Source organism: Sporosarcina saromensis (assembly GCF_033253735.1).
GTDB lineage: Bacteria > Bacillota > Bacilli > Bacillales_A > Planococcaceae > Sporosarcina > Sporosarcina saromensis.
Genome location: NZ_JAUBDI010000015.1, coordinates 34,560 through 56,478, shown reverse-complemented (window position 1 = coordinate 56,478; position 21,919 = coordinate 34,560). Strand labels below are relative to the sequence as shown.

Annotated in this window: 19 protein-coding genes; 17 read left to right on the top strand and 2 right to left on the bottom strand. The window is 39.4% G+C overall.

Features of this window, described 5'->3' with window-relative positions:
• Positions 1–52: 52 nt before the first annotated feature.
• The 16 genes from QT711_RS14190 to QT711_RS14115 all read left to right on the top strand — a co-directional run bounded on the left by QT711_RS14190 (position 53) and on the right by QT711_RS14115 (position 18,633).
• Positions 53–991 (top strand): YybS family protein, encoded by a 939-nt coding sequence (locus QT711_RS14190; RefSeq protein WP_317945289.1) that lies wholly within the window; start codon positions 53–55, stop codon positions 989–991.
• Positions 992–1,003: 12 nt separating this feature from the next.
• Positions 1,004–2,971, top strand: a complete 1,968-nt coding sequence (locus QT711_RS14185) for a DHH family phosphoesterase (RefSeq protein ID WP_317945287.1) — start codon at positions 1,004–1,006, stop codon at positions 2,969–2,971.
• A 2-nt stretch (positions 2,972–2,973) separates the two neighbouring features.
• Positions 2,974–3,420 carry a 50S ribosomal protein L9 gene (rplI, locus tag QT711_RS14180; RefSeq protein ID WP_317945286.1) on the top strand — a complete coding sequence of 149 codons (447 nt, stop codon included), beginning with the start codon at positions 2,974–2,976 and terminating at the stop codon, positions 3,418–3,420.
• A gap of 15 nt (positions 3,421–3,435) precedes the next feature.
• Entirely contained in the window at positions 3,436–4,791 is a 1,356-nt protein-coding gene (dnaB, locus tag QT711_RS14175; RefSeq protein ID WP_371390766.1) for a replicative DNA helicase, read from the top strand.
• Between the two features lie 348 nt (positions 4,792–5,139).
• Positions 5,140–6,600, top strand: coding sequence for a M23 family metallopeptidase (locus QT711_RS14170; RefSeq protein ID WP_317945282.1), 1,461 nt, complete (start codon positions 5,140–5,142; stop codon positions 6,598–6,600).
• A gap of 847 nt (positions 6,601–7,447) precedes the next feature.
• Positions 7,448–8,158: a response regulator YycF gene (yycF, locus tag QT711_RS14165; protein WP_317945280.1), complete on the top strand. Its 711-nt coding sequence runs from the start codon at positions 7,448–7,450 to the stop codon at positions 8,156–8,158.
• A 5-nt stretch (positions 8,159–8,163) separates the two neighbouring features.
• Positions 8,164–9,987: a cell wall metabolism sensor histidine kinase WalK gene (gene walK / locus QT711_RS14160; RefSeq protein WP_317945278.1), complete on the top strand. Its 1,824-nt coding sequence runs from the start codon at positions 8,164–8,166 to the stop codon at positions 9,985–9,987.
• On the top strand, positions 9,978–11,321 hold the full coding sequence (locus tag QT711_RS14155) for a YycH family regulatory protein (protein WP_317945277.1): 1,344 nt from the start codon (positions 9,978–9,980) through the stop codon (positions 11,319–11,321). The genes walK and QT711_RS14155 overlap by 10 nt, the downstream gene beginning before the upstream one ends.
• The gene (locus QT711_RS14150) at positions 11,308–12,153 is read left to right on the top strand and encodes a two-component system regulatory protein YycI (RefSeq protein WP_317945276.1); all 846 of its coding nucleotides are present in this window, start codon (positions 11,308–11,310) and stop codon (positions 12,151–12,153) included. Before QT711_RS14155 ends, QT711_RS14150 begins: the two co-directional genes overlap by 14 nt.
• A 12-nt stretch (positions 12,154–12,165) precedes the next feature.
• A complete protein-coding gene (locus QT711_RS14145) occupies positions 12,166–12,954 on the top strand; it encodes an MBL fold metallo-hydrolase (RefSeq protein WP_317945275.1) in 789 nt (262 codons plus the stop codon).
• 349 nt (positions 12,955–13,303) lie between these two features.
• Positions 13,304–14,491 carry a S1C family serine protease gene (locus QT711_RS14140; RefSeq protein WP_317945336.1) on the top strand — a complete coding sequence of 396 codons (1,188 nt, stop codon included), beginning with the start codon at positions 13,304–13,306 and terminating at the stop codon, positions 14,489–14,491.
• Positions 14,492–14,696: 205 nt separating this feature from the next.
• Positions 14,697–14,861: a CxxH/CxxC protein gene (locus QT711_RS14135; RefSeq protein WP_317945273.1), complete on the top strand. Its 165-nt coding sequence runs from the start codon at positions 14,697–14,699 to the stop codon at positions 14,859–14,861.
• Positions 14,862–14,940: 79 nt separating this feature from the next.
• Positions 14,941–15,420 (top strand): 23S rRNA (pseudouridine(1915)-N(3))-methyltransferase RlmH, encoded by a 480-nt coding sequence (gene rlmH, locus QT711_RS14130; RefSeq protein ID WP_317945271.1) that lies wholly within the window; start codon positions 14,941–14,943, stop codon positions 15,418–15,420.
• A 125-nt stretch (positions 15,421–15,545) separates the two neighbouring features.
• Complete coding sequence (locus QT711_RS14125; protein ID WP_317945270.1) at positions 15,546–16,949, top strand: deoxyguanosinetriphosphate triphosphohydrolase; 1,404 nt, start codon at positions 15,546–15,548, stop codon at positions 16,947–16,949.
• Between the two features lie 25 nt (positions 16,950–16,974).
• Positions 16,975–17,667, top strand: coding sequence for a hypothetical protein (locus QT711_RS14120; RefSeq protein ID WP_317945268.1), 693 nt, complete (start codon positions 16,975–16,977; stop codon positions 17,665–17,667).
• A 240-nt stretch (positions 17,668–17,907) separates the two neighbouring features.
• Complete coding sequence (locus QT711_RS14115; RefSeq protein ID WP_317945266.1) at positions 17,908–18,633, top strand: Fic family protein; 726 nt, start codon at positions 17,908–17,910, stop codon at positions 18,631–18,633.
• Positions 18,634–18,836: 203 nt separating this feature from the next.
• On the opposite strand, the gene QT711_RS14110 is transcribed toward QT711_RS14115, so the two are convergent.
• Positions 18,837–19,190 carry a hypothetical protein gene (locus QT711_RS14110; RefSeq protein WP_317945265.1) on the bottom strand — a complete coding sequence of 118 codons (354 nt, stop codon included), beginning with the start codon at positions 19,188–19,190 and terminating at the stop codon, positions 18,837–18,839.
• Positions 19,191–19,210: 20 nt separating this feature from the next.
• Positions 19,211–19,885 carry a DUF2225 domain-containing protein gene (locus tag QT711_RS14105; protein ID WP_317945264.1) on the bottom strand — a complete coding sequence of 225 codons (675 nt, stop codon included), beginning with the start codon at positions 19,883–19,885 and terminating at the stop codon, positions 19,211–19,213.
• Between the two features lie 526 nt (positions 19,886–20,411).
• Between QT711_RS14105 and QT711_RS14100 the strand changes: the two genes are divergently transcribed.
• On the top strand, positions 20,412–21,680 hold the full coding sequence (locus tag QT711_RS14100; RefSeq protein WP_317945263.1) for an MFS transporter: 1,269 nt from the start codon (positions 20,412–20,414) through the stop codon (positions 21,678–21,680).
• Positions 21,681–21,919 lie beyond the last annotated feature (239 nt).

Genomic DNA, 21,919 nt, shown 5'->3' with positions numbered 1-21,919 from the left:
TTCAGGATACTACTTTAAAAATAGTCCATTGACTGGACGGAGGAACAAATTCATGCAAGACCACTCACAAAATCTTGTTTTTGGTGCGATGATGGTCGCCTTTTTTACAATTCTGTTAGCTGGAGCTTTTTACATACCGCTAATTGGGGTTATCATTTTACCATTCATACCGTTGCCCATCATCCTTTATCGATTACGGTATAATAGAATTTCTACAATTTTTGTTGTTTTTAGCGGAAGTTTGTTAACACTTCTAGTTGGAGGGTTGTACATAATCCCGCTTGCTGTCCTGTTGGGCATGTTAGGTTTTTTAATAGCCGAATCCATTTTGATTGGAAAGTCCAAGTTGTATACGTTCATGGCTTCTGGTATCTATTTAATTGCAATCGGCATGCTGGGGTATATCATTGGCGTACTATTTTTCAACTTCAATGTCGTAGATCTTATTTTTCAAGCAATGAACGAAACAAAAGGCCAATTTCTTCAGTCTTTTGAGGCGACAGGCATGGAACCGAAATTGTACGAAAGCATTGTGGAATCGGCTTTCGTCTATTATCAATCTGCAATTCCAGCGATGTTCATTCTAATGGTATACGTTTTTACATTTCTGATGGTTATTCCGAATTTTGAAGTGCTGAGGAGACTTGGCCATGACGTACCGAAATTTTCACCATTTCGTGAGATGAGATTACCACTCATTACAATCTTCATTTACGGTTTGTTCGTTGTACTTCCATACATGATGGACATGCGACCAGAATCGTCTGCCTATTTGTTCTACGTGAATGCAACGATAATTATTCGAACATTATTAGCTCTTCAAGGGTTTGCGCTAATTTTATACATCATGCATACGTTGAAGTTGCCAAAGGTTGTATCATTTTTTTCAGTCTTGTTAGCGTTTCTATTTAATCCTATAACGACACTTCTCGGTATTCTTGACATCGGCATGAACATTAGGGCATTGATTGGAAAAGACAACTTGAAGTAAGGGGATGAGACGATGAAGTCATTTTTTAGAAAAAGAGCAATCCGGTATCCATTGACTGTCATATCTCTCCTTGGATTGATAGCAGCTTTCCTATTGTTCTTATTAAACTTCTGGGCAGGACTTTTATTTACAATTTGCTTTACGATTTCAATCGGCATTGCTTGGAAATTAGAAGACCAAACGTATATTGAAACAGAAAAACATATTGAAGCCCTTTCATATCGTATGAAGAAGGTTGGAGAAGAAGCGCTATTGGAATTACCGATTGGCATCTTACTCTTTAATGAAAAGCAGATTGTTGAATGGGCAAATCCATATGCAGTTGAGATATTTGAAAAAGAAACGTTGATCGGAGAAGAGCTCCTTGAGTTATCCGATGGCTTTCAATCCGTCTTAAAGAGTGAAGACCAGCAGTCTATGTTGAAAGTCGATGATTCAACATACAAAGTCATTTATCGGGCAGAAGAGAAGTTGCTCTATTTATTTGATGTGACGGAAAGAGTGACAATCGAATCGCTGTACTACAAAGACCGTACTGTCCTTGGCATTATGTTAATCGATAATTATGATGAACTGGCACAGACAATGGATGATCAAACACGTAGTCAGCTCAATTCACTTGTGACGTCTCTTGTGAACCGATGGGCAACAGACAACGGAATCTTTGTAAAACGAATTGCTTCGGATCGGTTTATTGCTGTGTTTAATGAAGCCATTTTGTCCAAGCTTGAAACGGCAAAGTTTACAATACTGGATGATATTCGCGAAAAGACGGCTGTTCAAAATGCAGGAATGACGTTAAGTATCGGTGTTGGAACTGGTTCTGCCTCTCTTACTGAGCTAGGGGAGCTGGCGCAATCAAGCCTTGACCTCGTATTAGGGCGCGGCGGGGACCAAGTTGCCATTAAGCATACAGATGGCAAGCTGAAATTTTTTGGAGGAAAGACGAACCCGGTTGAGAAGAGGACCCGAGTTCGTGCCCGTGTCATTTCCCATGCATTGCGAGATTTGATTCAAGGAAGCGATAAAGTATTGATAATGGGTCATAAGATGCCAGATATGGATGCAATCGGTGCTTCTATTGGCGTGAGAAAAATGGCTAGGATGAATAATATCCAAGGGCAGGTCGTATTAAACTTTGATGAATTGGACGCGAGTGTCACACGTCTAATGGAGGAAATCAAAAAGGACGAAGAGTTATACGCTCAATTCATTGACCCGGATGAAGCGTTAGCGGCAGTCACCGAAAAAACACTACTCATTGTTGTCGATACGCATAAACCGAGCATGGTTATTGATGAACGTTTAATTGATAAGGCTGAGAAAGTCGTTGTGATTGATCACCATCGACGTGGTGAAGAATTCATTAACAATACGATGCTTGTCTATATGGAACCGTATGCTTCCTCTACAGCGGAACTTGTCACGGAGTTACTGGAGTACCAACCGAAGCATGAAAAGCTCACGATGCTGGAGGCGACTGCTCTGTTAGCCGGTATTGTCGTCGATACGAAAAGCTTCACGTTACGGACAGGTTCCCGTACATTTGAAGCCGCGTCGTATTTGCGAACATTAGGCGCAGATACCGTGCTTGTTCAACGGTTATTGAAGGAAGACATTGATACGTATATCGAGCGTTCAAAACTCATTGAGACCGTCGAGCTGACGCCGGAGGGCATTGCAATTGCCAAAGGACAGGACGAGGTCGTCTATGGCTCAGTCCTCATTGCACAGACGGCAGATATATTGTTAACAATGAAAGATGTGATTGCTTCGTTTGTCATTGCGTACCGTTCAGATGGCAAAATTGGCATTAGTGCTCGTTCTTTAGGGGAGTTGAATGTCCAACTCGTCATGGAAGAGCTTGGTGGCGGTGGGCATTTAACAAATGCTGCCTGCCAGCTAGAAGTGGGAACAATAGAAGAAGCGGAAGCATTATTAAAAGCCGCTATAGAAGATAAATTGGAAAGGGGAAATTGAACATGAAAGTAATCTTCTTGAAAGACGTCAAAGGTAAAGGTAAAAAAGGTGAAGTGAAAGAAGTATCGGTTGGTTATGCACAGAACTTCTTGTTGAAAAACAACATGGCCGTAGAGGCAACTCCTGCAAACCTCAGTCAATTAAAGGGCCAGCAAAAACGTGCTGAAAAGGATGCAGCTGAAGAATTAGCAGAAGCAGAAAAGTTAAAAGCACAACTTGAGGAAATTACTGTTGAATTAAAAGCAAAATCAGGAGAAGGTGGTCGACTATTCGGTTCGATTACAACAAAACAAATTGCAAGTGCGCTTGAAAAAGACCATAAGATTAAAGTGGATAAACGTAAAATGGAACTTCCAGATGCTATTCGTGCACTTGGTTATACAAACGTGCCGATTAAGTTGCATCAGGATGTAACAGCTACGCTTAAAGTCCATGTAACAGAAGAATGATAGGGAGCGATTATGATGGATCAGGTATATGATCGCGTCCCTCCACATAACAATGAAGCTGAGCAATCTGTCATAGGAGCGATCTTCCTGCAACCTGAGGCGCTTATAACTGCCTCAGAGATCTTAATTCCGGATGATTTTTACCGGACTGCACATGAAAAAATCTTTAATACGATGCTCGTTTTAAGTGATAGAGGACAAGCAATTGACGTCGTCACTGTGACGGAAGAGCTTTCTGCGAAAAAGGAACTCGAAGATGTCGGTGGCATATCGTATTTGACGGAAGTTGCAAACGCCGTCCCGACTGCAGCAAACATTGAGTATTATGCCAAAATTGTAGAAGAGAAATCCATTTTACGCCGCCTCATTCGTGTTGCGACAAATATCGTCGAAGAAGGTTTTACGAAAGAAGATGAAGTGGAAGCGGTTTTATCCGAAGCGGAAAAACGGATCATGGAAGTATCCAATCGGAAAAACGCCGGAGACTTCAAACATATAAAAGATGTTCTCGTCGAAACATACGATAACATTGAATTATTGCATACGCGAAAAGGTGAAGTAACGGGTATTCCGACAGGTTTCCGAGATCTTGATAAAATTACTGCAGGATTCCAGCGCAATGATTTGATCATTGTCGCGGCGCGGCCTTCCGTCGGTAAGACGGCATTCGCCTTGAACGTGGCACAAAATGTGGCAACAAAAGCAAATGAAAACGTCGCGATTTTCAGCTTGGAGATGGGTGCAGAACAGCTCGTTATGCGTATGCTTTGTGCTGAAGGAAACATCGATGCACAAGTAATGCGTACCGGTAACCTTGAATCGGAAGATTGGCGGAAGTTGACGATGGCGATGGGCAGTTTGTCCAATGCGGGGATTTTCATAGATGATTCGCCAGGTATCCGTATTAACGAAATTCGTTCAAAATGCCGGCGCCTTCAACAGGAGCATGGTCTTGGTATGATCATGATTGACTACTTGCAGCTCATTATGGGTAGTGGACGTTCTGGTGAGAACCGTCAGCAGGAGGTCTCTGAAATTTCCCGTTCCTTAAAAGCGCTTGCCCGTGAATTAAAAATCCCGGTTATTGCACTATCGCAGCTTTCCCGGGGCGTAGAGCAACGTCAAGATAAGCGTCCGATGATGTCTGACTTACGGGAATCAGGAAGTATCGAGCAAGATGCCGATATTGTTTCGTTCTTGTACCGTGAAGACTATTACGACAAAGAGACCGAAAACCAAAATATGATTGAAATTATCATTGCAAAGCAACGGAATGGTCCGACTGGAACGGTTACGCTTGCGTTTGCCAAAGAGTATAATAAGTTCTTAAACATTGATTGGAGTCAGCACGAAAGACCCTCTCATGAATAATGAAAAAAGCCAAGAAGAGTTAGAATTCAGCTCATCTTGGCTTTTTTTTATTCTGTTCATTGTGCAAGTGGAACCGGTTCCATGAAACTAAAGTACTTTGTATGAACTCCATATTTTTCGGGAATCGAGATTTTCCCAAACAATCTAGTGCAAACAACCTTCATTGTTCTCCATAATATTACCTAACATTTGTAAAAAAATAAGAATATTTGGTTGTAATACTACAAATTCGTTACAAATAGTCGGAAAATGACAAGTGAGTTAGCGAGTATGGTAAATTAGAGTGGCGTAAAAATCTTTCAGGATGATTTGCAATTGATACATTGCTAGTCGGAAGGAGTTCCATTCATGTTTTACAAGAAAGTGAACATACAAGAAGAGAATAAGAGAAGTCGTCTATATAAGAAAATGCAGAAAGTAGGACTGGCTACTATTTTATTCGCAAGTATCGGCATGAGTGCTGGTTTTGCTGATGAGGATAAAGCGAGTGGGCTGCAAACAGTTTATCATGTCTATTCAGAAGGTCAATACGTTGGCGTAGTTTCTGACGAGCAAAAGATTGAACAACTCAAGCAAGACGAACTTGAAAAAGCGACTGCCACATATGCCAATCTCCCATTAGTCATCGGAACAGAATTATCCGTCGTGCCTGAAAAAGTGTTTTCAGCAGGAACCGATGATGACCAAGTTCTAACGAAACTTCAAAATCTACTTACAGTAGAAGCGGAAGCCATTGGTATTCAAATCGGAGAGGAAATTCCTCTTTATGTAAAGGATATGGCTGAATACGAAGAAGTGATTAAACAACTGACAATCCAAACTGTTCCTGAAACAGAATTGAATGCTTTCAAAGCTCGTCAACAATCTACTACGGCAATACCCGCATTGAAAGAAGATGAAACACGCCTAGTCGATATTCAATTTACTGCAGATGTTCAACCAATCGAAGGAGAAGTTGCTCCTGATCAGATCAGTAGTGTACAAGATGCGTTGAAGCTGATGAATAAAGGAACATTGGAAGAGAAAAAATACTCCGTACAAGCTGGAGATGTACTTGGTAAAATCGCCGTCGCTCATAATATGCCGACTGCTACATTAATGGAATTGAACCCAGGTGTAACGGAAGATTCCGTCCTTCAAATTGGTCAAGAATTAAATGTCACGGTGCTTGAACCATTTGTAGAAGTAGAGGCATTATATGAATCAAAAGCTATTGAAGCGATCCCTTTTAAGAAACTGACAGAAAAAGACGAAACACAATTCAAAGGTGAAAAGAAGTTAAAGCAAGCTGGAGCAGACGGCAAAAAGTCTGTCACGCGTAAAATTCGCAAGAAAAATGGCACTGTAATCGGTGAAGCAGTTGCTGAAACAGAAGTATTAGTAGAACCGCAACATGAAGTGACTATCGTTGGCACAAAAGTCATTCCATCAAGAGGTACCGGTAATTTCGCTTGGCCAGCTGATGGTGGCTATGTATCGAGTCAAATGGGCAAAAGATGGGGAAGAGTCCATCAAGGAATCGATATTGCCCGTCCATCGACCCGTGCTATTTTTGCAGCTGACAATGGTGTTGTAACAAAAGCAACAAGACATAGTACGTACGGGAATTACATTGTCATTTCACATAACAATGGCTATGAGACATTGTACGCTCACTTATCATCAATCGAAGTCAAAGTGGGACAAACGGTTCCTCAAGGGACAAAAATTGGCGTCATGGGCTCCACTGGCCGTTCTACAGGTGTTCATCTACACTTTGAAGTCATGAAAAATGGATCCAATATCAATCCATTGAGCGTATTACGTTAAACAAAAAGGAGACGCCAGAGCAATCTGTGAGCGTCTCCTTTTTCTTATAGGTATGTAAGCAGGATAAGAACGCCCCTAAATACAGTCGGTTTCCATTATCAGGTGCTGGCATACGGAAAGGGCTTTACGTTAGAATTAAGTAAGGTTCACGTTGGAAAATCGAACGATGTATATAACCTAGATACGTTTACAGCAACAGTCCAATTTGTAAAAGTGGGCAAGGAAAGAAAAAAGCAGATGTGTAGGGGATTAATCATTCTTCTATGATCGAAAAGGCGAAAAATGTAAAAGTTTCGCAACGATATAGAAAGATTGAGCAATAATTAAAAATGAAGTACCCTGCTTTTACGAGATGGGGTGCTTTTTCATTGAATGAGGGAAAGGCTTTTTTGTATTGTGTCTAGAGTGACGTGTATTGCGTACCGCGTCAAATTCAGCTCGTAGTCTCGACCATAGCGTAGCCATTTCAGTCTAAACGCGGCATAACTTCTCAGAACGCCGCATAATCCCTTCAATCGGAGCAAAAAAACGCAGAACGCCGCATATTCCAAGCAAACGCCGCATAACTCCCCAGAACACCGCATAATCGCCTCAAACGCGGCAAAAGCATTAGAAGCCACGCCACGTCTTTGCCTTATGCCTGTCGCAGCTAGACGCCCCCTCCGGTTTTGAGATTCCCCGGGAAATATTTTGGCGAGTTTTGGGGAAGGATTCTTGGAAGTTCCATAGAATAGTAAGACTAGAAGTTATATGTTATATAGCTAGGTAAGTGCGTATTCATCGCAACAATGATAAAGTTATAAGACAATGATAGAGACGCCATGTTAGGCGAGAAAGGGAATGACGTATGCAAAATAAAACGATTCTTGTCGTAGATGATGAAAAACCGATTGCGGATATATTAGAGTTTAATTTGAAAAAGGAAGGTTTTACGGTGCATTGCGCATATGACGGAGATGAGGCCCTTCAGAAATTAGAAGAGGTGCAACCGGATATTATGTTGCTTGATATAATGCTTCCGAAACGGGATGGCATGGAAGTGTGCAGGGAAGTACGAAAGAAATATGATTTCCCGATTATTATGCTTACAGCGAAGGACTCTGAGATTGATAAAGTATTAGGCTTGGAATTAGGGGCGGATGATTATGTGACGAAACCGTTCGGGACGCGTGAATTGATCGCTAGAGTGAAGGCGAATTTACGTAGACATTCCAAAACATTATCGGAAGAACAAGAGGAAGTAACGAATGATATTACGGTCGGCAGTTTAATAATCCAACCAGATGCGTATTTGGTACAAAAGCGTGGGGAATCCATTGAATTGACGCATCGTGAATTTGAATTGCTTCACTACTTGGCAAAACATATTGGGCAAGTGATGACACGTGAGCACCTACTTCAAACCGTTTGGGGTTATGACTACTTTGGTGATGTGCGAACGGTCGATGTAACGATTCGTCGTCTGCGTGAAAAAATTGAAGATACGCCAAGCCACCCGACGTGGATCGTCACAAGACGCGGTGTAGGATATTATTTACGTGACCCGGAACAGGAGTAAGGCACATGCAAAAAGTGGGCTTCTTTCGTTCCATCCACGTTAAATTTATTCTGATTTACATCATGCTCATTCTCCTTGCGATGCAAATCATTGGTCTTTACTTTGCCAAGGAGCTTGAGGATACGTTAAAGAAAAACTTTAGAAACTCGGTTATTGATCGAATCAATCTAGTGGAATTCAGTGTACGTGAGGAAATCACAAAAGAACGTTCATCTGAAGACCCTACAACTCAACAGAGTCTTCGAACCGTTCTTTCTGGCTTCACGTCAGAAGATATTCTCGAAATCCGCGTCATCGATACAAAGTACAAAATACTCGCCACGTCTGCATTGGACAATCAATCACTCGTCGGACAGCGTTCTATGGAAGATAGTGTTCGACGGGCAATTTCTTCGGAATCGGCTCATGAAGCCATCAATTATGATACATCGCTCGGTCAACGAGTAATGGTGTTAGTGAAACCGATTAAGAAAAATGCAGAAGTGGTCGGTACACTTTACGTGACAGCAAATATTGAACGAGTGTTTAAGCAAATCGATGACATTAACCAGATCCTTGCAGGTAGTGTGGCAGTTTCATTGACCATCACAATTATTATCGGCATTTTCATTGCACAAACATTTACGAGACCGATATCAGATATGCGAAGACAAGCGCAAGCGATGGCGCAAGGAAACTTCTCACGGAAAGTGCACGTTTACGGGAATGATGAAATGGGACAACTGGCGATCGCCTTTAACCATCTCACGAATCAGTTGCAAGAATCACAATCGACAACCGAAAGTGAGCAAAGGAAACTCGCATCTGTCCTCGAAAATATGACCGATGGCGTTATTTCTACGGACAGAAAAGGACGGGTAAGCCTCATTAATGATTCTGCACTCATGATGTTGCGCATGACACGTGACCTTGTCATTAACCGGCCGATTGCCAGCATCCTTGGCTTGGAACAATCTTATACGTTTGAAGATCTCATTCAAGTGAGGGACTCCATTGCATTGGATTTCAGTACGGAAGAACAACCGTATATTCTCCGGGCAACTTTTTCCGTCACGCAGCGGGAGACGGGATTTGTGAATGGATTGATTGTCGTCCTTCATGACAATACCGAGCAAGAGAAAATTGATATGGAAAGACGTGAATTTGTATCGAACGTCTCCCATGAACTTCGTACACCACTTACAACGATGCGAAGTTATTTGGATGCACTCGCTGAAGGGGCTTGGCAAAACGAAGAGATTGCACCTTCGTTCCTCCGAGTCACGCAAACAGAGACAGAGCGGATGATTCGACTCGTCAATGACTTGTTGAAGTTATCAAGAATGGACAGCAAGGAATACGAATTGAATACAGAATGGGTGGAGTTTAATCATTTCTTTAACTCCATCATTGAACGATTCGAGTTTTCCAAGTCGCAAAAGGTTCAATTTAAGCGACTATTGCCGTCAGCCGATCTATTTGTCGAAATTGACACGGACAAGATGACCCAAGTTATTGATAATATTATTTCAAATGCGCTTAAATACTCTCCAGATGGCGGAGACGTTCGTTTTGGTGTTACGTTATCAGGTTCTTTTATTAAAGTCATGATCTCTGATGATGGTCTTGGCATACCGAAAGCAAACGTCAATCGGATCTTCGAGCGGTTTTATCGTGCGGACCGTGCAAGATCTAGAGCAATGGGCGGTACAGGACTTGGACTGGCCATTGCAAAAGAAATGATTCATGCTCATGGTGGGGAAATATGGGCGGAAAGTGAAGAAGGAATGGGAACGACCGTGTTTTTCACGTTACCATATGAACAACAAGAGGACGGTGAATGGGATTGAAATACATTGAACCAATCAAATCGATCATCCTCCTGTTGCTCGTATTGATGAGTATCACTTTTACATTTTCAATTTGGACATACTCCCCACAGCTCGCGCCCATTGACCAATCAAAAACCGTCGATATTTCAATCGGTCAACAAAAAGATGTGAAAGATGTCGTTAAACCGTATAAGTTCTTAATCAAATACGAAGAGGAACTAAAAGGTACGACCGATCAAATAGCTATCGACAAAATTTTAAGGGATATGGGGACGTGGAAAGTGTCTCAGCTCCTGCAAGACCCTACGGAAATGAATAAAGTACAGATGAAAGAGTTTTTTGAACAGCCTAACCAGTTTACATTGTACTTCAATGGACAGGTTCCTTTACCTGCCTATGATGAAATATTACCGATTGACGAAATGACGAAAAAGAATTTGCCGGAATTTAGTTTTGATCGATTGATCGTCAGATGGGATCCTAAAGCGATTGCGTTTGAAGTGCATTTTATTAACAGAGCAACAGGTATCCATTTTTACGGAAAAGCGAATCTGGCAGACACGACGAAGTCTTATCAGTCCATCATCATGGAGAGTGAGGAACTGACACACTATGTGGAAGTAAAGAATCAGGAACCGACGTATTTAGCGGTACCCGATGAACCTGTTCCGATGGTACAAAAAACGTACTACCAAGAGGAAATCAGTCCAGGTCGTTTCCGCGATGCTTTATTCAATGACCCAAATGCGGTTAAACGAAGTCAAGTGGATCACAATCATGAGGAATTCGGAGATGACCATGCGTTAATGGTTGTGAATACCGAAACGAAAATGTTGGATTTTGTTCATCCTGCTGCAGAAGCAAGGGAGCCGGCAAAACCGTCTGATTTGTTATTGGATGTGATTGACTCTATTAATGAACACGGTGGCTGGACGGATTCTTTCCGTTACTCTTACATCAATTCACTCTCGCGCTATGTGAAATTCCAATTGTTCATCAATGGATATCCTGTGCATAGTGAAAGTGATGCCTCTGGGTTAACGGAAATTGTACAATTTTATGGGGATGATCGGGTTTTTAGATATATCCGCCCGTATTACACGTTGGAATCATCACTGTCTTTCAATGAAAATATGGATCTTCCTTCGGGGACGAATGTTGTACAATCCCTCATGGAATCGGAAGATCTCGATTTTAGTTTAGTTGAAGAATTGACCGTTGGATACATGATGAAACACGACTTAGAGCAACGGATTTTCGTGTTGGAGCCGGCTTGGTTCTATTTATTCAAAGGAACTTGGAAACGTTATACACCTGAGCAAACAGGGGGTGAGCCATTTGGATTGGAATAAAACAAAAACGATTTTTATCATCGTTTTTTCCATTTTGAATATTTTTCTTTACTCTTTGTATGTGCAACAGCTGACAGACGCGCAAAATGTTCAAGTCATTTCAAAGACTTCAATCGAAGAAGTGATGAAGCAAGAAAACATTACGTATAACCTTCCTCAAGTGAATAAAAATGACTATTCATCTGTGACCGCAACGATTAAGAAGTTTACAAAAGAAGAACTCGAGACACTCGTTAGCCAATCGATTGTCATTGAGAACAACACACATATAGAATCGGACATGAATACAGCTATAGCGATTCAAAATGATAAAGGTGATTTTGATTTCAATGAGTTTATGATGAAGTACGTTTGGCATGGCAACGAGTACACACTATGGGAAGTGAATCAAGAAGAGCAACAGGCAACCTTCTTTCAGATGGTGAATGGTGAACCGATTTTCTACAGTCCAAATGCTATGGTGGTCGTGCATTGGAATGATGACTATGAAGTTACGCATTACGAGCAACGCATGCTTGAGAAGTTCAGTACAGAGTCTAAGAAAAGAGATTTAATGACACAAGACGAAGCGGTGGGTTCCTTGGCAACGCGCGGCTATTTGAAACAGGATTCTAAAGTACTTAGCGTAACGCCAGGCTATTCGTCACTCGTGCCGTTAACCGAAATCCAGGTGTTTGCTCCGACTTGGAACATTCGTGTAGAATTAAAAGATGGTAGTATTGAGGAACATTTCATCAATGCCATTGAAGGTAAAGTGATAGACTTCCAATTGGAGAAAGTTGATGAGCCTCAACTTGATGTTGATGTTGACGTTGATGTAGATGAAGAATAAGGAGTTTTTATAATGCGTTTTAGTGTGCTCGCAAGCGGGAGTACGGGCAATTCTATATATGTCGAGACAGATGACCATGCTTTTTTGGTCGATGCAGGGTTAAGTGCGAAACGAATTGAGCAACAACTTGCGGCAATCGGTCGCTCCATGGAAAATGTGAATGGTATTCTTGTAACGCACGAACATAGTGACCATATAAAAGGTATCGGCGTACTAGCAAGAAGACATAAAGTACCGATCTATGCGAATGAAAAGACGTGGAACGCGATGAATGGACTTGTCGGTGAAGTTCCGTTAGAACAACGTTTTCATTTTAATATGGAAACGTCCCTGTCATTCGGAACGCTCGACATCCAGTCATTCGCCGTTTCGCACGATGCTGTCGATCCGATGTTCTATGTATTTCATGAAAGAGACCGAAAGCTTTCCATCATAACCGACACAGGATATGTGAGCGATCGGATGAAAGGTCATATTGCAGCATCGGATGCGTTTGTTTTTGAAAGTAATCATGACGTTAGCATGTTGCAAATGGGTCGTTATCCATGGTCGATTAAACGACGGATTTTAAGCGATGTCGGCCATGTATCGAACGAGGATGCTGCAATTGCAATGAGTGAAGTGGTTGCGGAAAAGCAAACAAGTATTTATTTATCCCATTTGAGCAAGGATAATAATATGAAAGATCTCGCAAGGATGAGTGTTTCGCAAACATTGGAAGCATGCGGCATCCGCACCGGGGAATTCGTTCACTTACATGATACCGATGCGGAACAACCGACAACGCTTGTCACTGTCTAATAGAAACAAAAAACCTTGCCTACGGGTAAGGTTTTTTTCAATAAAATTCAAGGAATCTACAAAAAGTGGGACAGCGTACTTGATTTTAAACAAGCTATTTAGGGTAAAGTTAAAATAACTGTCTGTTGAAAGGGTGAGGTCTATGGATGAATACAAGCAAGGTCCTCGGCGGGAGGACGACAAACCGAATTCGGATGTCCCTAATATGGAAGGCCCCAATCATTCAGAGGATGAAATACGTCAAGAACCGAATCGTATAGAAGAAGGAATAGGTAATGATTCGAATCATGTAGATGCAGTAAATCACGAGAATCGGACGAATGTGGAACTTGAAAAACAAGCAGAACCGATGCGATACAGTGAGAGACCGAAAAAGGACACAAAGCGTCGAGGCGGTTTTCTTCCAGCCTTGTTGGGAGCTATTATTGGTGGTGTAGTCGTTTGGTTGTTAATGAATGCTACGCTGGGAAATGAATCGAATTCATCTGTTTTAGAGCAAACCACTGGAGATAGCAATTTGACGACTGAACGCGTCTCACTCGATGTCAATACGGATGTCACTGAAATTGTATCGAAAGTGGCGGATACGGTTGTTGGCATCACAAATATGCAAACGGTACGTGATTTTTGGTCATCAACAGAGACGACACAAGAAAGAGGAACGGGTTCGGGTGTCATTTACAAGAAGACAGGCGACAAAGCATACATTGTGACGAATCATCATGTCGTAGAAAACGCCCAAGAGCTTGAAATTACTTTCGACGATGGAACGAAAGTGGATGGCAAACTCATTGGCAGTGACGTATGGACAGACTTAGCGGTCGTCGAGATTGACGCGGAACATGTCAAAACAGCTATTGAATTTGGCGATTCAGATACGTTAAAACGTGGGGAAACGGTGATTGCAATTGGGAACCCACTCGGATTAGGATTCGCCGGCTCTGTCACGATGGGAATTGTGTCAGGAAAAGACCGCTCCATTCCAATCGACCTTGATCAAAACGGAACCGTCGATTGGCAAGCGGATGTTCTTCAAACAGATGCAGCCATCAACCCAGGGAACTCGGGTGGAGCGCTCATTAATGTAGCAGGACAACTGATTGGCATTAACTCCATGAAAATTACGCAAGAAACCGTTGAGGGAATCGGTCTTGCCATTCCAATTAATATCGCCATCCCAATTATCCAAGATCTTGAGATGACTGGAACGGTGAACCGCCCAACGATGGGTGTAAGCCTCCTGGACTTACGAGACGTCCCGTATCAACAGCAACAAGAAGTATTGAAATTACCGAAAGATGTTACGACAGGTGTGATTGTCACGGAAGTATTCCGCAATACGCCAGCAGAAGCAGCTGGTGTCCAACGATACGATGTCATTGTTGAGATGGATGGGGAAAAGATTGAAGACATGGTGAACCTGCGCAAGCATTTATACAACAAGAAAGAAGTTGGCGATCAGATGACCATGAAAGTGTATAGAGAAGGAAAGCTGATCGAGATTGAAATGGAACTAAAAGACGGCAATACATTTTAACGAATTGCCAAGAAAGAGCGCATAAAATTGCATACAATGTTACACTTTTCATAGGGATGTAACAATTTATTTATCCACAACAGGCAGCCTAGCAAAACAACCGCTATTCTGCCTGTTTTTCAATGCAATTTATCGACATGTGGATAAAAATGAAGAAATGTGCATAACATTGTGTAAAATAAACCGATAGAAAGAAGTGTAGACATTGAAAATCCAAAGTTGTGAAAACCATATAGATCAAGCGATTGACGACTTTATTGCAACGGAAGAAACATTTCCGATTCTAGAAGAAATCAAAACCGACGAAAAGATATCCACAACTTGCACGTATTGTGACACACCCGTTAGGTATATTGTGGCGAACGAATAATCGGGCACAAGATGTAGATAAGTCCTGTGGATATGTGCATAAGTTCTGTTTATAACTTTTTAAAAGAGGTGGACAACCTGTGAATATTACAATTGTTTCAGTAGGAAAACTAAAAGAAAAATATTTAAAAATGGGCATCGAAGAATACACCAAACGACTCGGCGCTTACGCCAAAATCGACATCGTCGAAGTGGCCGATGAAAAAGCACCTGAATCGTTAAGTGAAGCAGACATGGAGATTGTGAAGAAAAAAGAAGCCGACCGAATACTCGCTAAAATTGGAGCAGACGCACACGTCATCGCATTGGCGATAGAAGGAAAACAGAAGACCTCTGAAGAATTAGCAACTGCTATTGAATCGTTAATGACGTATGGCAAAAGTAAGATCGTATTTGTCATAGGCGGATCGCTTGGCTTACACAGTGATGTCATCAAACGAGCGGATGAGTTGTTGTCGTTTTCCAAGATGACGTTTCCGCATCAGCTGATGAAGTTGGTGTTGCTGGAGCAGGTGTACCGGGCGTTTCGGATTATGCGGGGGGAACCGTATCATAAGTAAGTGCGGTTTAAAAATTATATAGCAAGTTTTCAAGGAATTTAGTTAAATAGACTGTTCTTTTACTTTGCTCTTGGTAAAATAGAAGTATTAAAGAAAAAATTCACGAAAAAGGGTGGAGTAAAATTATGTTGAATTGGGAAAACCTGTTGTTAGGCGAACGACAAAGAAAGTCCGAAAGTAAAAACCTTCCTCATAGAAATGAATTTGATAAAGATTATGAGCGAATTATTTATTCTTCATCTCTAAGAAGATTACAAGATAAAGCACAAGTATTTCCATTACAAAATAATGATTTTACTAGAACTAGGTTAACACATTCTTTAGAAGTAGCCTCTTTGGGAAGATCACTAGCATGGAATATAGGAGAATGGCTAATTCAAAAAGAAGTATTTAAAGATTTTGCAAAGGCTAAGGAGTTAGCCTCTTTAGTAGAAGTATCATGTTTAGTACATGATTTAGGCAATCCACCATTTGGACATTATGGTGAAGATATTATTCGGACGTGGTTTGAAAGCTGGTTTAATTCTGAAATATATAAATCAGCTAGTGAAAAATTTGGAGAATTAACTGAACAACAGAAATATGATTTTCTATATTTTGAAGGAAATGCGCAGGCAATCCGCATTTTAAGTAAATTACAATTTTTAAATGATGAGTATGGAGCTAATTTCACTCTTGCATCATTGGGGACATTAATGAAATATCCGTGGGCTTCCAATGATGAAAAAAATAAATCTCGTAAGAAAAAGAAATTTGGATACTTTTATTCAGAACAAGAATTATTTGAGGAGATCAAAAATAAAATAGGTATAGATGGATGTAGACATCCTGCGACATATATTTTAGAAGCAGCAGATGATATTGCTTATTTAACTGCAGACATTGAAGATGCCGTAAAAAAGAAAGTTATAAACTGGGATAAAGTTTATAAAGAAATAAAATATGAATTTGAAGAGATGTATCCTAATGAGTTTATAAAATTAGAGGAGTTAAGAAAAAAGGCTTTATTAAATGAAGTACCCAATAGAGATTTAATAAATGTTCAAAACTTTAAAGTATATATTCAAGGGATATTAATATTCGCGGTTGTAAATAGTTTTAAAGATAATTATGACTCAATTATGGAAGGTACCTTTGAGGGAGATTTAATATCCAATTCTACAGCAAGAACTATATCGGAAAAACTGGAAAATGTAGCTTTTGAATATGTGTTTTCTGATAAGGAAGTTTTAACTCTTGAATTAGTTGGGGATAGAGTAATATCTGATCTATTGGATTTATTTATTAATGCTGTTATTAATGTGGATGGTATAACAAAAACTAAAACAAAACATGAAAAGTTAGTCCATTTAATTTCAGAGAACTTTAGACATATTCAACGAGTTTCTAAAAAGGGTGAGCCAACAGTGGAATTTAAAGATTTAACATTGTACAATAGACTTCAATTAGTAACAGATTTTATTTCAGGAATGACTGACGGATACGCTGTAAACTTACATCAAGAACTATTAGGAGTAAAATTACCTTAGTCACTAGTTTTGAGGGGGAGTTAAGATGAGTAAATATGAAAAAAATATAAAAGATCAATTAATTTATTTACTTGGAAAAGATTCTCATACTCTCAGCTTCATTGAAGAATTAGCTAATGTAGGAGATTTATTGTTCTTTGGGGGTTCAATAAGAGACATCTGTTTATTTCCAGATAACCCCCCTCTCCCTAGAGATTTTGATATAGCAATAAAGTTTAAAGATAAAAGTGAATTTGAAGTTATTATAAATAAATACAATAATAAGAGAAATAGATTTGGTGGATACAAATTTAATGTAGCAAATATTGAATTTGATGTATGGGATTTAGAAAATACCTGGGCATTTAAAAATACAAACTTGCAAGCAAGCGAAGAAAACTTAGCAAGGTCTGTATATTTAAATATAGACGGGATTGTATATAACTTTAATAAATCTAAAGTATACGATGAATTATTTAGAACTTCTATAACATCTTGTGAATTAGATGTCATTTTAGAAGCAAACCCACAAGTTGAACTGAATTTACTAAGAGCACTTGTATTTAAAGATAAATATAAAGAAGATTATAAGCTTGACTTTTCAAGTAAGCTTAAAAATATTTTCAAGAAACATTTCGATGATGAATTAGTAAATGATCTTTATGAATTACAATGTATCCATTATAAAAAAGATTATTTATCAAAAGAAAAAATAAAATACGACTTACAACATATATAAACCGCACTTTGACTAGTTACGGTGAACCGTACCATAAGTGAGTGCGGTTTTGAGTAAAGTCATAGAAACAGATAGATTTCATGTTTCTATGGCTTATTTTATTTCATATGAGAGATGTTCTCTTAAAATTTAATTAAGACATTTTATAAAGGGAAATCTTTAATGCGTGTTGCTTGTTTTTTGTGTTCTTTTTCAAAATCCGAGTCACATGATGTAAAGTTACATAAAGGGGTTGAAAATATGTTCGAACAAATTGATTTAAAGAAACAACAGCTAGACGCAAAAAGACCGTTACCGAAATACACAGTACAAAGTTTACGTGAAAAGCTTTTTCTAGAATGGACATATAATTCCAATGCTATCGAAGGTAATACATTAACAATTAACGAAACGAAAGTAGTACTTGAAGGGATTACTGTTGGTGGGAAAACGATGCGAGAGCATTTAGAAGTTATTAATCACCGAGATGCGATTTCCTACGTAGAAGACGTTGTGCATAATGAGGAGCCTTTTTCAGAATGGCAAATTAAAAATTTACACCGCCTTGTTTTAAAAGGGATTGATGATAGTTATGCGGGTGTTTACCGAGACCAACAAGTATTTATTTCAGGTGCAGTGCATACACCTCGACCACCATTCAAAATTCTAGAAGAAATGGATGCATTAATGAGCTGGTATGACGGAGAAGCTCAAAATGTACATCCGATTGTCCGTGGTGCAATGCTGCATGCAATCTTTGTTGGCATCCATCCATTTATTGATGGGAATGGTCGCACATCAAGACTATTATTAAACTTAGAGTTAATGAAGTTTGGTTACCCACCAATTATTATTCGTGTAGAAAATCGATTAGCTTATTATAATGCACTAGATAAAGCACATTCGACAAATGACTATGAGGACTTCGTTGGGTTAGTTGCGAAAGAAGTTGAGGCTTCGCTCGATTTATATTTAAGTGCAATTTAAAACCGCATTTAGTTATAGTGCGGAGAACCGTATGATAAATAAGTGGTGTTTTTAGAAGGTCACATGAATGTTTCTGGCAGAAGATCTAGCATAAATAGGATTGTTAAATAAAAGCCATTATAAAACTTCATGTCTCATTGAACTTATGTGACTCACAACGAGAGGAAGTTTTATAATGGCACACTAGTAGAACTTTCAATTCATTATCTATAATAATATGTACTCGTACGTCGATCATTTCGTTGGATTCGGTTAAACCACTCTTGATCTTTTTCTTCTTGTTTTAATGTGTTGACGATAGAGGTAGAGCAGCTTACGCAGATATTTGAATGTGTTAATTTTCCGCATCGATCACAGGGTGCACCGATATTTGGAAAGATGGTGTTTTTTAGTTTTCCGGATTTCACCCATTTATAAAGCAAGTTGGACGAAACACCTGTTAGTTCAACGACTTCATCATTCGATAAAAGACGATTATTTTTCCTTAGTAAAAAGTGAAGTAATTCCGAAAAAATATCTTCTTCTCTTACGTCTATTTTTTTCCCAAACAGTTGCACAATACTTCGCTCCTTGCTTCTTAATAAATGCTTTCATTCGTATTTTCGTTATACTTATAGTTTTCCCAACGATCGCGAGCTAACTTTCGGTATTTATTTGAAGTGCTCCGATCTGAGATTAAACGGGAAAACCCCTTTTTGGATTCTTTACTATCCCCTAGACGAAGACTAAGCTCTGCTTGTAAATATTGAATTCGTTCATTGCCTTCCTGATTTGAAGCAAAGGACTTGCTATAAAAGTCTCTAGCGGAATCAAGGTAACGCAGTTCAAATTCTGGCTCGTTTTTTAAACGATAGAGCCACGCAATTTTTATTGCGATGTTGGCCAATAGTAAGGGTTCTTCCATCGATGCTTTTGATACGAGGTACGCTAACTTATAGCTTACAATCGCGTCATCTATCGTACGTTCCTGACAAATGTTCACCGGTTTTTTCAATTCTTTGATGTACAATTCATCTATAAGTAGCATGAAAGGTCCATAGGTTCTTGTCATGGACTTGTGATAGGCGTACCCACAATGGGGACAAACAGCGACTTCATATAACAATGGATTTAATCCTTCATAGACCGGCATAAAATCTGTATGTTCCTCAACTAGTTTATAGCGATTTGGACGTACTTTATATGTAGTAAAACGCTTCTTGCAAAACTTGCAGACTACATTACTTTCATAGTAATAAATGTTGAATGCCATAAGAAGTAACTCCTTTACGTGTAGTTTGTTGCCATCTCTTTTGTCCTACTAACAAGCTATATGTAATCGTTCAATATGTTTAAATAATATGCTCTTATTCTATCAGCTATGTGTATTTAGGTACACTCCTTTAGAATTAATTATTTATGATTTTCTCTATTCCTGTAACGATAATAGTAGCATCTTCGGGTTTATTAGTTGAGTCAAAAGTGAATATACACAGTAATTTGAGAAGGTTAGCGGCTCAAAAGCCATTTAGCATGAAGAATTATTAATTTCAACTCGTAACAGGATTTTTTTGGAGTGCAAGAAATAATCGTCATAGGATTGACACAATATCCGTATCGAGTTACTATTGCGAAGGCTGTTTATTAGTTATTCAATCAATAGTATTAAACCGAAAAAAGTTTAGCGCTATTCATTGAGATAATTATGTATATATTGATATTCATTATTTAATTTAATAACAAAATAAGAATACTCAATTTTAAAAACGGCAATCCAATAGTTGAATCGAGGACACATCATGAGTCAGTCAAAGAAGAAGAAAATTCACTATGCTTGGTGGGTTTTAGTAGGTTTAGTTGTAATGGTAGGTGCTGCTAAAGGTGGCATTATGACTACAGGTGGATTATTTCTAACACCTGTTACAGAAGATTTAGGTATTGGAATGGGTAGCTTAACATTGTACTTCAGTATCGCATCAATTGTCACAATGTTATTTTTACCGATTGCAGGAAAATTGATAGCAAAATACAATATTAGAATACTGTTATTAGTAGCTGTTTCGTTGGAGGCAGGATCCTTTGCTATGTTTGGATTCATGAACTCTGTATGGGGTTGGTATTTGTTTGCGATTCCTATGTCAATGGGATCTGTCATCGTAACACAACTAGCTGGTCCTGTACTTATTAATAACTGGTTTAAAAAACATAGAGGATTGGCGTTAGGGATTATGGTGGGAGCAGGTGGTTTAATAGGCGCTTTTCTTCAACCTGTAGCAGGTAACTTAATTGCCAATGAAGGTTGGAGAAATACGTATTTTTTCTTAGGGATAGGCGTAATGGCGGTTGTTATTCCAGTTGTTCTATTAACGATTAGAATGGCCCCACTCCAAAAAGGGTTACAGCCATATGGCGTGGATGAAGTTCAGCAAAATGAAGAAACGAAAGTTCAAACAACAGCTAGCGGCGTGACGTTGGCGATCGCTAAAAAATCGAGTGCATTTTATTTTCTACTATTTTTCTTTTTCTGTGAAACCTCAATAGCTGCTTTTAACCAACATGTAGCGCCATTTGCAATGGGATTAGGGTATGATATCAAGTTTGCGGGTAATGCAATGGGCTCGTGGTCAGTAGGTGTTGTAATCGGAGCATTATTCTTCGGCTACCTCAGTGATAAAATAGGGGTAAAATATTCAGCGATTTTTGCCATGCTTTTAGGATTATTTCCAGTAGGCTTGCTGTTACTCACGCCTGAAAACCCATTGATCTTTACTGTAGCTGCCGGTCTATATGGTTTCGTAGTTGCTTCTCTTGGAACATTAGGGCCTCTTTTAACGACTGCACTTTTTGGCAATAAAGAGTTCAGTCAGATTTATGGACTTGCCATAACAGGATTAGCAGTTGCAGGGATTGTTGCTTTACCGATATATGGCTTTATTTTTGAATATACTGGTAGTTATACGTATGTTTTGTATACGATTTTTATCATGTTGCTTTTGAATGTGGTCTCTATTCTCTTCGCGTTTAAAGGTAAAAAGGCATTAGAAAATGCTGGGTTGTGGAATAGCTAATAGGTATTTAATAATCGGGGTATCCTTGAACAAGGAAGTAGTAGATTCATTTGTCATCAAATGAATTCAACCAGTACTGTAGTAAGGTCAACTTTGATTGTATAGATGAGAAGGTCAAAACTATAAATATGCATGAAGGGATACTCCCCGTCATGCATATTTTTTTAAATTCTATTTAAAAGTCCAGAGCGGAAAGAAGCGGACGATCATTGTTCTGTACTGGCCTCAATTAATTTTCA

Excerpts from the sequence above, each read along its gene's own strand:
- QT711_RS14190 (WP_317945289.1), top strand. The coding sequence starts at position 53 with ATGCAAGACCACTCACAAAATCTTGTTTTTGGTGCGATGATGGTCGCC.
- QT711_RS14185 (WP_317945287.1), top strand. The coding sequence starts at position 1,004 with ATGAAGTCATTTTTTAGAAAAAGAGCAATCCGGTATCCATTGACTGTC.
- rplI (WP_317945286.1), top strand. The coding sequence starts at position 2,974 with ATGAAAGTAATCTTCTTGAAAGACGTCAAAGGTAAAGGTAAAAAAGGT.
- dnaB (WP_371390766.1), top strand. The coding sequence starts at position 3,436 with ATGGATCAGGTATATGATCGCGTCCCTCCACATAACAATGAAGCTGAG.
- QT711_RS14170 (WP_317945282.1), top strand. The coding sequence starts at position 5,140 with ATGTTTTACAAGAAAGTGAACATACAAGAAGAGAATAAGAGAAGTCGT.
- yycF (WP_317945280.1), top strand. The coding sequence starts at position 7,448 with ATGCAAAATAAAACGATTCTTGTCGTAGATGATGAAAAACCGATTGCG.
- walK (WP_317945278.1), top strand. The coding sequence starts at position 8,164 with ATGCAAAAAGTGGGCTTCTTTCGTTCCATCCACGTTAAATTTATTCTG.
- QT711_RS14155 (WP_317945277.1), top strand. The coding sequence starts at position 9,978 with ATGGGATTGAAATACATTGAACCAATCAAATCGATCATCCTCCTGTTG.
- QT711_RS14145 (WP_317945275.1), top strand. The coding sequence starts at position 12,166 with ATGCGTTTTAGTGTGCTCGCAAGCGGGAGTACGGGCAATTCTATATAT.
- QT711_RS14140 (WP_317945336.1), top strand. The coding sequence starts at position 13,304 with ATGCGATACAGTGAGAGACCGAAAAAGGACACAAAGCGTCGAGGCGGT.
- QT711_RS14125 (WP_317945270.1), top strand. The coding sequence starts at position 15,546 with ATGTTGAATTGGGAAAACCTGTTGTTAGGCGAACGACAAAGAAAGTCC.
- QT711_RS14120 (WP_317945268.1), top strand. The coding sequence starts at position 16,975 with ATGAGTAAATATGAAAAAAATATAAAAGATCAATTAATTTATTTACTT.
- QT711_RS14115 (WP_317945266.1), top strand. The coding sequence starts at position 17,908 with ATGTTCGAACAAATTGATTTAAAGAAACAACAGCTAGACGCAAAAAGA.
- QT711_RS14105 (WP_317945264.1), bottom strand. The coding sequence starts at position 19,885 with ATGGCATTCAACATTTATTACTATGAAAGTAATGTAGTCTGCAAGTTT.
- QT711_RS14100 (WP_317945263.1), top strand. The coding sequence starts at position 20,412 with ATGAGTCAGTCAAAGAAGAAGAAAATTCACTATGCTTGGTGGGTTTTA.